This window comes from Limnofasciculus baicalensis BBK-W-15, from assembly GCF_024178385.1.
GTDB classification, from domain to species: Bacteria; Cyanobacteriota; Cyanobacteriia; order Cyanobacteriales; family Coleofasciculaceae; genus Limnofasciculus; species Limnofasciculus baicalensis.
Map to the genome: position 1 here is coordinate 1 of NZ_JAMZMM010000223.1, position 10,262 is coordinate 10,262.

11 protein-coding genes are annotated in these 10,262 nt (G+C 41.0%); 3 read left to right on the top strand and 8 right to left on the bottom strand.

Annotated features, from left to right (window positions below; all coding sequences use genetic code 11):
* Positions 1–100: 100 nt before the first annotated feature.
* From hflX to NJ959_RS19370, 6 genes are all read right to left on the bottom strand, one after another.
* Complete coding sequence (hflX, locus tag NJ959_RS19345) at positions 101–1,807, bottom strand: GTPase HflX (protein ID WP_254013389.1); 1,707 nt, start codon at positions 1,805–1,807, stop codon at positions 101–103.
* A 265-nt stretch (positions 1,808–2,072) separates the two neighbouring features.
* Entirely contained in the window at positions 2,073–2,543 is a 471-nt protein-coding gene (locus tag NJ959_RS19350) for a type III secretion system chaperone family protein (RefSeq protein WP_254013379.1), read from the bottom strand.
* Between the two features lie 288 nt (positions 2,544–2,831).
* A complete protein-coding gene (locus NJ959_RS19355; RefSeq protein ID WP_254013380.1) occupies positions 2,832–3,581 on the bottom strand; it encodes a hypothetical protein in 750 nt (249 codons plus the stop codon).
* Positions 3,578–4,021, bottom strand: a complete 444-nt coding sequence (locus NJ959_RS19360) for a YbjN domain-containing protein (RefSeq protein WP_254013381.1) — start codon at positions 4,019–4,021, stop codon at positions 3,578–3,580. The genes NJ959_RS19355 and NJ959_RS19360 overlap by 4 nt, the downstream gene beginning before the upstream one ends.
* A gap of 73 nt (positions 4,022–4,094) precedes the next feature.
* Positions 4,095–5,336, bottom strand: a complete 1,242-nt coding sequence (locus tag NJ959_RS19365; RefSeq protein WP_254013382.1) for a WG repeat-containing protein — start codon at positions 5,334–5,336, stop codon at positions 4,095–4,097.
* A gap of 162 nt (positions 5,337–5,498) precedes the next feature.
* A complete protein-coding gene (locus tag NJ959_RS19370) occupies positions 5,499–5,657 on the bottom strand; it encodes a hypothetical protein (RefSeq protein WP_254013383.1) in 159 nt (52 codons plus the stop codon).
* 354 nt (positions 5,658–6,011) lie between these two features.
* Between NJ959_RS19370 and NJ959_RS19375 the strand changes: the two genes are divergently transcribed.
* The 3 genes from NJ959_RS19375 (at position 6,012) to frp (ending at position 8,551) form a co-directional block, all read left to right on the top strand.
* Entirely contained in the window at positions 6,012–6,971 is a 960-nt protein-coding gene (locus NJ959_RS19375; RefSeq protein ID WP_254013384.1) for an orange carotenoid-binding protein, read from the top strand.
* Positions 6,972–7,127: 156 nt separating this feature from the next.
* The gene (locus NJ959_RS19380; RefSeq protein WP_254013385.1) at positions 7,128–8,093 is read left to right on the top strand and encodes a fatty acid desaturase; all 966 of its coding nucleotides are present in this window, start codon (positions 7,128–7,130) and stop codon (positions 8,091–8,093) included.
* A gap of 131 nt (positions 8,094–8,224) precedes the next feature.
* A complete protein-coding gene (frp, locus tag NJ959_RS19385; protein ID WP_373693681.1) occupies positions 8,225–8,551 on the top strand; it encodes a fluorescence recovery protein in 327 nt (108 codons plus the stop codon).
* 130 nt (positions 8,552–8,681) lie between these two features.
* Here the strand turns inward: frp and NJ959_RS19390 are convergent, their stop codons facing one another.
* Together NJ959_RS19390 and cysE are read right to left on the bottom strand one after the other, a co-directional pair.
* The gene (locus NJ959_RS19390) at positions 8,682–9,230 is read right to left on the bottom strand and encodes a 2'-5' RNA ligase family protein (protein ID WP_254013387.1); all 549 of its coding nucleotides are present in this window, start codon (positions 9,228–9,230) and stop codon (positions 8,682–8,684) included.
* Between the two features lie 181 nt (positions 9,231–9,411).
* A complete protein-coding gene (gene cysE, locus NJ959_RS19395; RefSeq protein WP_254013388.1) occupies positions 9,412–10,179 on the bottom strand; it encodes a serine O-acetyltransferase in 768 nt (255 codons plus the stop codon).
* Positions 10,180–10,262: the final 83 nt, after the last annotated feature.

Sequence of the window (10,262 nt, forward strand, 5' to 3'; positions counted from 1 at the left end):
CGGTAAAGCCAGTGTAGCAACAGGTTTTAACCTGTTGCTGTGGGAGAATGAAACAACCCTGGGGAGCAGGGGGGCAAGATTTAATGGCGCTACGGATCCCCTACCCTGACGCATATTGAATTAACTGCAACATTTTCTGACGCAGGTTTTCCAATCCTAAACGCTGACTAGCAGAAATAAATACGGCTTGGGGACATTCATCTCTGGCTAATGCTAAGGTTTCACCATCTACGCAATCAATCTTATTCAATGCTAGTAGAATAGGTCCAGGTGTAATGGGCATTTCTTCCAAAATTGACATCACTGAACGAATTTGACTTTGCCATGCCGGATGAGATAAATCTACTAAATGCAATAGGGCATCAGATTCAGTAACTTCCTCTAAAGTAGCCCGAAAAGCATCTACTAGAGGTGGAGGTAATTCGTGAATAAATCCTACTGTATCTGTGAGCAAGATCGATTTTTTCTCACCTGTATCAGCATCCATAATCGGTAGCTTTCGAGTGGTAGGATCTAGGGTAGCAAAAAGCTGATCTGCGGTATAAACATCGGCATTAGTTAATATATTTAATAATGTCGATTTTCCGGCATTAGTATAACCAACAACTGCTATTGTTGGTACATCTTGCTTTTGTCGCCGTTGTCGCATCCGGGAGCGATGGGCTTGCAATTCGTTCACTTCTTGTTGTAATCTAGTAATGCGGCGGCTAATGGTACGGCGTTCCGTTTCTAGTTTCGTTTCACCGGGACCTCTTGTACCAATTCCACCACCCAATCTAGACATAGCCTGACCTCTTCCTGTAAGGCGAGGTAACATATATTCTAATTGGGCTAATTCTACTTGCAATTTACCAGCACGGGATTGAGCGCGTTGGGCGAAAATATCTAAAATTACTTCAGTACGATCTACAATTCTGATACCAGTTTGGGCTTCCAAATTGCGAACTTGTGCTGGTGATAAATCCCGATCGAATACTACTAAATTTGCCCCTATATTTTGTACCATCAGGGCAATTTCCTCAACTTTCCCTGCACCGACTACGGTTTGGGGATGAGGTTGGGTTCTTTTTTGTCGCATGGTTTGCAAAACTTCTCCGCCAGCAGTTTCTACTAAACGGGCAATTTCTGCTAAACCATTTTCAAATTCGGCCTCAGTTAGCTGTTGTGTCTTTAAGCCTACAATTAAAACGCGATCGCAATCAACTTCAACCTGTTGGGCGACAAATTCCTGACTAAACTCGGCTTCCAATCCCACCACCAAATCCCAGAAATCTTGCTTGGTTAGCATGTCGAGGCTTTGGGGAGATGATAAACTCCAAGAATTTTGGTCTGAATTTTCTTCGCTGCCTGCGCTGACTGGGATGAGATGGGCTAAATAGGTTTCTTTAATAAATCCTGTTGCACCTCCCCCCCGCCTTTCAAATCCCGACTCAGTAACTGTGAGAATTACTAATGCGTCTAGCCGCTGAATCGCCATGGCGGTTAAGTCAGCTTTTTTGGGCGTTTCTGACTTAAGTTGAGTGGCAATACAACGAATTCCACACAAACGTTCCGCACCGTAGCGAGGTAATTCAAGAGGCGGTATTTTAGTTTGAGTCGGCGTACCCACACCCACCCGCATCACCTGCCCTCGGCGATTAATATAAGTACAGAGCGGCTGTTTAATCTCAGCACTAATCGCAGCGAGACGTTGGGCAAATTCGGGCGTGGCGATGCGATCGCCCGGTACTCGTTGGTGATATAACTTTTGTAGCTGCTTGAGTTGGCTGGACTTTAGGCCTTGAAGGTGTCCGTATATCGTTTCGATAGGCTATTAAACCAGTATTCTGGCTCCTGACTCTACATATTTTATTTTAGCTCTCTTCGCCTATCTATCTCACACCGTAATCGGTGTTGACATACAGCAGATTGCAGGTTTATGAAGTACACCGCAGAAACCCGGTAACTTCGGCGAAACCGGGTTTCTATTTGCCTTAATCACTTGAAATCCGCTGTATCAAGCATTGCGAGTACGATGGAAGGATCCTGTGTGGAATGGTAGGAATAGTTAAGGTAGGTAAGAAGTTACACCATCATTCTGCCAGATTTTCTGTTTCTGCTATTGCTTCTTCTGGTGACATATCTCCAGATATAACTAATCTAATTCCCGGTAAATATTGCTCCATCATCATCAAATTGGTATAAACTAAATCTTTTATAGTATCAGAAGTGAGGGATTTAGGATTAATAATACTACTAGTTTTATAGCGAATTTCACCATCACTAAAGTCTAGGTCAAAACTGCCGAGAATTTGACCATAATTTATTCTTAATAGAAACTCGCCTACAACTCGACGTTTGGTTTTTGGTACTCTCTCTGGGCAAACTGAGTAAAAGATGAATTGTTTCTCTTTTTCTCTGACTTGGGCGTAACAGTCACATTTACCGTTTTTTCCTTTAAAGGCTAGGCGTAAGGTTGATTGTTTTTTTATTTGAGTAAATGACCAATTGTCTTGGGTGAAGAAGTTGACTATTGCGTCAAAAATGGGTTGGTTTGAGGTCATGTCTTTAGGTGTAGCTTTGGGAGTTTATTTTGAGAGGCTCTCCAGAAGATTACGATAATGGTTGATGGGTTGGCTGATTATTTTCTTTTAAATAATTCTCAAGTTTGGTTATCTTTTACGGGAAGTTCACTTCAAAGTTACATTTCAGTGAGAAACAAGTTGGGTGTCATGCTTCAAAGCAAATTATGGGGGAGCGTTAGGCTAGCTCGCCGCTAGCCTATCACTGCTCCTTGTAAATCTCACTATTTATCCAGAAAAACTCTTGCGCCACATCGGGAGCGCTGTTTTCTAATGAATCAAAAAATAGCCCTGTAACTCTTCAGGTAACATTCCCATTTCTTCTCCTAGGGTTTCTGCCCATGTCATCAGTTCGTTCCATTCTGTCTCGGTTAGCTCAATCTTTAGTAGTTTGAGGGCGCTAATTGTTGATTCATGATAATTTATTTCTTCAATCGTTAACGCATCCGCACATAATGAAGTCAAACCCACCTCTTTCTCTTTCTCACTCGGTGGTGGGGCAAGATGGAGTAACTGTGACTCTAGCTCCTCGTATTGCTCTGGACTAAACCATTGATAAATTTGAGCACGTAATCTTTGCAAACCAACAGGTGGAGACAAAGAAGGATCGTGAACCGCTCTATAGAGAATAGTCCGCCAGTTACGCAAGTTAGCCGAAATTTCCCAATCTATAAAATGGCGCTCAACCCACTCCTCAAATTTACTGGCTAGCTCAGGAGTTGTTTGGTTTGCTAGTTGTTGTCTCATTTCACGAATTAGTGGTTCAGGATCTCGATGTGGATCTTCCTCTCTCAACTGAGCAAGTTGTTCTTCAATTTGTCTTAGCACCGCCTGTTGCTCAATTAAACCGTCAGGAAAATTCATCAGATTGAGGAACGGATTCACCCACGGCAAAGCCGTTATTTTACAAGCGTCGAGCCAAGCCTCTAGAGGGTTTCGTTTACTCCCTTTACTAGCGGCTAAGGCTATAGCAGTAATGGCTTCGAGAGCCTCAAAATCGATTGAATCAGAATTGTTCATAGAACTATTTCTTCTAGTTGGTAAATTTGTTTAAGCTTGGATAATTGTTTCATTCCAAAGTGCATCCCAACGTTGGTATAAACCAAATCTTTTATAGTATCGGAAGTAAGGGATTTATTATTAACACTAATACTAGTTTTGTAGCGAATTTCACCATCACTAAAGTCTAGGTCAAAACTGCCGATAATTTGGCTATAATTTATTCTTAATAGAAACTCGCCTAGAGTTCGACGCTTAGTTTTTGGTACTCTCTCTGGGCAAACAGAGTAAAAGATGAATTGCTTCTGTTCTTCTCTGACTTGGGCGTAACAGTCACATTTACCGTTTTTTCCTTTAAAGGCTAGGCGTAAGGTTGATTGTTTTTTTATTTGAGTAAATGACCAATTGTCTTGGGTGAAGAAGTTGACTATTGCGTCAAAAATGGGTTGGTTTGAGGTCATGTCTTTAGGTGTGGCTTTGGGAGTTTATTGGGCTGGAATCTGGAGTATGCTAATATAGTGTTTTGATTTCCGCTCAATTTGTGGGATACCAAATGTATTTTCCCGTCTTGTCAATATATCCCCATTTTCCATAAATTTTTACCTGTGCCAGTCCTTTAGAAAAGAGACCCGAATCATCAAACTGTGGCGCTATCACCATCTTCCCTGTGCGATCGATAAACCCCCACTTACCGCCTTCTTCTATCTGAACGGCAGCCAATCCTTCGGAAAACCTTGCAGCCAGAGAAAACTGTGGCTCAATTACTATTTTTCCTGTTTTGTCGATATAGCCTTCTTTTTGATTTATCTTTACACTAGCTAGCCCTTCAGAAAAACCACTAGGCAAATCTACAAATTGGGACTGAATCACCATCTTACCTGAAGTATTAATAAATCCCCACTTGCCACCAGTTTTTACAGGAGCTAGACATTCAGAAAACCCTATAACAGAATCATATTTTAAAGGGATAGCCACCTTGCCGCTGCGGTCAATGAAGCCCCAAAATTTCCGTCCCCGTCCACTTTCAATTAAGATACTATCAATAAATCTCCAAATGCCAGGGCTTCTTACCCAAACAGGTGCTAATCCATTTTGGAAGCCTACACCTTCAAGCTCTGGGTTGATATCCTCTAGCTCAATAACAACTTTTCCACTGCGATCGATAAAGCCCGTTTTGTCTTGGTTGTTCTGGCTCATATCGAATCCTGCTAACCCCTCAGAAAAATCAGTGTATCCCGTAAATTTTGGTTCAACAATGAATTTGCCATCCCTATCGATAAAGCCCCATAAATAGCCATTTTCAACTGCTGCTCTCCCTTCAAAAAAGCGAGAAACCTGAGTGAATCTCGGCTGAATAATAAATTTGCCCTGTGGTTCAATAAAACCCCACTTTTCCCCAATTTTGACGGCGGCTCGCTGTTCGTAAAATTGGTCACCCTTATCAAACTGTGGCTGAATAACAACCCTCCCAGTGGGATCGATAAAACCCCACTTGCCATTACCATTGTTGAAAGCCGCTCGTTCTTCAGAGAAGCCCTCAGTATAATTCAGTTTTGGTTCAATAACAACCTTCCCAGTGACATCAATAAAACCCCACTTACGATTCCGTACTATAGGAAATAAAAGGATTGGCTCTTGTACTGGGTTTTGCGCCATACTTCCAGCCAAAGTAGGTTCTAAACAAGTCGAATTTTCTGCTTGTCCTTGGATACAGCCTGAAACTAAATTCAAGCAAATCATCCAGATAATCAATGTTTGCTTAAGAGGTATTGCCATAATCTAAATTACAGGCTAATAATTTTAATTCTGTTCATTTTAGGAATAATAGACCTCTCTAAAAAAAAGATTAAAACCATTTAACTACTCTTGCTTTAAAATCTAATTCCTGAAGAGGTATATTAATAATTAAAGATCCGGCTTTGGTGGGCTTAAAAAAGCTTAAGTCCCCGATTCTGGATAGAATGGATTAGGTATTGGCACATGCAAAGGTGGTACTGGTCCCATTTCCCCATCTGGTATAAATCCTTTCGGATCGCATCCGTTTTCCTGCAAAAGTTGTTGAATCCACCATCTGTATTGACTGATCCAAGGACCCATTTTTTCGTCTCTTCCCCTAATTATGATTAATAGGACTTGCGCTCATAAACCCGGTTTCTACGGGGTTATCAGTTGGCTAGACTTTAAACCTTGAAGGTGTCCATATATCGTTTCCATAGGATATCTAAACAGTAATCGCACTCCTGACTCTATACAAAACACTAAAAAATATTTTATTATAAAGGGTTTGCCTAAATCATCCTGAATCATGAGTATTATCGATCGTTATGTAAAGTTATGTTGCAGTTTGTTGACTTTTGTGATAATCTAGAAAATGAAAAGCAAAGCTTAATTCCGCAAAAGTCTTAGTTTTGCCCGTTTTGTCAGTACCAAATCTAGAAAAGTAGGTGTTCAATGCCGTTTACCATAGACACAGCTCGTAGTATTTTCCCAAACACTCTAGCTGCTGATGCTGTACCTGCAACAATTGCCAGGTTCACTCAACTTAGCGCTGAAGATCAACTCGCATTGATTTGGTTTGCTTACCTGGAAATGGGTAAATCAATTACTATCGCTGCGCCAGGGGCTGCTAGCATGGTGCTTGCAGAAGGAACTCTTAATGACATTCAGAAAATGTCTTTCCGAGAACAATCTCAAGCGATGTGCGATTTAGCAAATCGTACTGATACTCCGATTTGCCGCACATATTCCACATGGTCCGCAAATATTAAGCTAGGTTTTTGGTATAAGCTTGGACAATGGATGGAAGAAGGAATTGTTGCTCCAATTCCAGAAGGTTATCGACTTTCTGCTAATGCCGCCGCTGTATTGAAAGCAATCGGAGATTTGGAATCAGGTCAACAAATCACAGTATTACGGAATTCTGTGGTTGACATGGGATTCGATCAAAACAAATTGGGTAGTTACAAAAGGGTTGCTGAACCTGTTGTGGTTCCTAAAGAAAGCTCACAACGGACTAAAGTAACCATCGAAGGAATTGATAATTCAACTGTTCTAAACTACATGAACAATATGAATGCCAATGACTTTGATGCCCTAATTGAATTATTCACTCCTGATGGCGCTCTGCAACCTCCCTTCCAAAGACCAATTGTTGGTAAAGATTCCGTTTTGCGATTTTTCCGCGAAGATTGCCAAAACCTCAAATTAATGCCAGAAAGAGGAGTAGCTGAAGCTACTGAAGATGGTTATACGCAAATCAAGGTTACTGGAAAAGTGCAAACTCCTTGGTTTGGCGGCGGTGTCGGGATGAATATGGCATGGAGATTTTTGCTCAATCCTGAGAACAAAATTTTCTTTGTCGCCATTGATTTGCTTGCATCTCCTAAAGAGCTATTAAACTTAGTTCGTTAGAGAAATACTCAGCGTGAGTATCTCTCTATAGCGGTAACAAAGTTGAGGAGTGAGCGCTCTCCCATGAGGGCGCTTTTTCTTGGGATGCTAACTAATTATGAGGTTTCTTTTTTGATTTGAGAGAACCCAATACAACAAAACCTGGCGAGGAATTAATTGACAGGCACTATTAGCGAAAAATCGCAACAAACTAATGAAAATTACTCTCCTGAATCCTGGTTGATAGCTCCTATTTTCCAAACAGGAGTGTTAATTACAATTGCGATCGCAATTTTTTGGACTGGTAGCTTGTTATTGTTACTGCCATTACCTTTGTCCGACATTTCGCTCTTTTGGTTGGGTGTTGCCATCTTAGGACGAACTTTCCTTCATACTGGCTTATTTATTATTGCCCATGATGCCATGCACAGGAGCCTGATTCCGAAGCATAAGCTAGCCAATGACTTGATTGGAAAGTTAGCTCTTGGGCTATATGCTTTCTTCCCTTATGAGCGATGTCGCAGAAATCACTGGCGACATCATCGTCATCCTGCCCAAATTAACGATCCAGATTTCCACGACGGTATCCATCATCATCCCATCCGCTGGTATCTGAAATTTATTAGGGAATATTTGCCTCCCTACCAATTTCTTTTCGTTGTGAGTAGTTGGGGATTAATTTTCTATGGAATGAATAAAACATTTGATATTTCCCTGGCTAACTTTATAGTATTTTGGATTTTGCCGTTACTATTAAGTTCCATGCAATTATTTTGCTTCGGCACTTATTTGCCTCATCGGGTAAATGACAAATATCCGGCAAATCCCCATCATGCTAACAGCACAACTTATCCAATCTTCTTGTCATTTTTGACTTGCTATCACTTTGGTTATCATTGGGAACACCATGAATATCCAAACATTCCCTGGTATGAATTACCAGATATCCGTTTTCAACGGGAGCCTCCCGATTTGGAAGAAATGCAGGTTGTATTCTTGCTCCCCCCTTCCACAAGGGGGGCTGGGGGGGTGAAAAATTTGGCAAAAACAAGTATCTTTGCCAAAGTGGGATGCTCCCTTTTCAACGGAGGCTTAAAGCATAAGGAGATGGGTGGGCGAATTCATAGCAAACTATCAAAATAAATCCATCCTATTCCGTGTAAATCCCTCATTTGTAGCACAGGCATCTTGCCTGTAGAATGTTACAAAATGAAGATGGCCTCATCAAAGTTGTCATAGTGGAATCATCACAATATTTTCCTTTAGTTTGAGTAATGCAAATGAGTGAGATAGGTTGGTCTAATATCGAGGAAAATGTGGCTAAAGAAGCCTTTGAAAAAGCATATCAGCGAGAAATCACTACTCTGATTGAAGAGGTGCGTGTAAAAGCAAGTGCGATCGCAGAAATTAAAGATATGTGGATTTTACATGATTTCTTAAGTGCGAGAAGACATGATATAGATGGTAAGTATGAATATAGAAATTCAGTTCTTATCTTTGTATTTGCCCGATTAGTCAAGGAGGGTTGGTTGAATATTAATGAATTAGAGGGATTAGATAGAGATAAGCTTGCCAAAATAACGGCTCTTGCACGAATGTGATAGGATTACTTATCGCAATTAAGAAACCGGGTTTCTGAGCCTCTTCTTGATTAAGAAACCGGGTTTCTGAGCCTCTTCGATAAACCCGGTTTCTTAGCCCCTGTGAGTTTTAGGTTTAATTCTGCTTTATTTAACCAAATGGAAACTCAGTCATAACATTCCATCTCTGCTCATTATGAACGAGTAGTGTTAATTGAGATACTGTAAACTTAAACTCTACTTCACGATGCTCAAATTCAGGCCAAGCGGCTCGAAAGTTTTCCCTAGTTAAGTCTCGGTAAGCAACCGTTATATGAGGAGAAAAGGTACGATTCTTAGCATGTGGATAGACAATCCTTAATGATTCTTCCAGATAAGTCATCAAATATTGTTGCACCGTCATTAATTCTGGTGTTTTGATGACGTTAATATAAATAACTTTGGGAGAAAATGCCCCAAATCCTTTTAATATAATCGGCACTGGTATCTGGTTTTTGGCAAAATCTCTTAAGGATTGTTCTATAACTTGCATGTCATCAACCTGCCATTCAAAGGGGGGTTGGAGGGTAATGTGTGGTGGAGATTTAAAAGCAGCTTCGCTGTGATGATTTTCAGCAAAATGCTGCTTAATCTCATTAGCGTAATCCTGAACTTCTTGAGGTGGAAGTAGTGCGATAAAAAAGAGATTATTATTAGTCATTGGTTGTTAGTTGTTAGTTGTTAGTTGTTGGTTGTTGGTTGTTAATTGTTGATTAGAATGCTAGGCTAACGCCCCTATAACAGCTAAAACTATATAAAACAGAGCATGAACACGATCGCCTACACAACAAACCTAAACAACAAATTACTAACAACAAATAACCAACGACAAATAACTACAATCAAATCCCCGATCCATTGAAAAACTCCTGAATCTCTTGATCTTCCAATCTGCAAGATCGACCGACAGTAACAGGATTTTCTGACAAATTCAATCCGGCACAAACCAACTGTTTCGAGGTATTTGGACTAGACTGTTGAGTAATTAAATCTTGCATTTGTTGTTCTAGCATCTCAATTCGATCCACTAAAGTTCGGATTGCTGTCGCTTCAGAATCTGGTAAACTACCATGTTCTAGGGGATTCACCCGTACACCAGAACGATAAACAATTCTACCCGGAATACCCACTACCGTACAATCAGAAGGAACATCCCGCAATACAACGGAACCTGCACCAATACGGACATTATTACCGATTTGGATATTACCGAGAACCTTTGCACCTCCCCCAATCACAACATTTTCCCCCAAGGTAGGATGGCGCTTCCCACATTCTTTACCGGTACCGCCGAGGGTGACACCTTGGTAAATCAAGCAATAGTCTCCGATAATTGCTGTTTCACCAATCACAACACCCATCCCGTGATCGATGAATACCCCTTTACCAATTTTGGCACCAGGATGAATTTCAATACCAGTCAAAAAGCGAGAAAACTGGGAAATAAACCGAGGAACAAAAGGAATCCCGATATTATGGAGCCAGTGACAGAGGCGATGGAAAAATAGTGCCTGCAAGCCGGGATAGCAGAATAAAACTTCCAACCAGTTACGCGCAGCAGGATCGCGATCGAAGATAATGCGAAAGTCAGCAATAAATGTTGATAGCACGAGTTAACGAGTAGAGCAAACGACAAACGACTCAAGACTATCTTATCGCTCCTCGTGCCACTTAACAGAAATCAGCTACTGGA

What these genes read in the sequence shown, in the direction of transcription:
- NJ959_RS19350 (WP_254013379.1), bottom strand. Translation starts at nt 2,543, where the DNA reads ATGACCTCAAACCAACCCATTTTTGACGCAATAGTCAACTTCTTCACC.
- NJ959_RS19355 (WP_254013380.1), bottom strand. Translation starts at nt 3,581, where the DNA reads ATGAACAATTCTGATTCAATCGATTTTGAGGCTCTCGAAGCCATTACT.
- NJ959_RS19360 (WP_254013381.1), bottom strand. Translation starts at nt 4,021, where the DNA reads ATGACCTCAAACCAACCCATTTTTGACGCAATAGTCAACTTCTTCACC.
- NJ959_RS19365 (WP_254013382.1), bottom strand. Translation starts at nt 5,336, where the DNA reads ATGGCAATACCTCTTAAGCAAACATTGATTATCTGGATGATTTGCTTG.
- NJ959_RS19370 (WP_254013383.1), bottom strand. Translation starts at nt 5,657, where the DNA reads ATGGGTCCTTGGATCAGTCAATACAGATGGTGGATTCAACAACTTTTG.
- NJ959_RS19375 (WP_254013384.1), top strand. Translation starts at nt 6,012, where the DNA reads ATGCCGTTTACCATAGACACAGCTCGTAGTATTTTCCCAAACACTCTA.
- frp (WP_373693681.1), top strand. Translation starts at nt 8,225, where the DNA reads ATGCAAATGAGTGAGATAGGTTGGTCTAATATCGAGGAAAATGTGGCT.
- NJ959_RS19390 (WP_254013387.1), bottom strand. Translation starts at nt 9,230, where the DNA reads ATGACTAATAATAATCTCTTTTTTATCGCACTACTTCCACCTCAAGAA.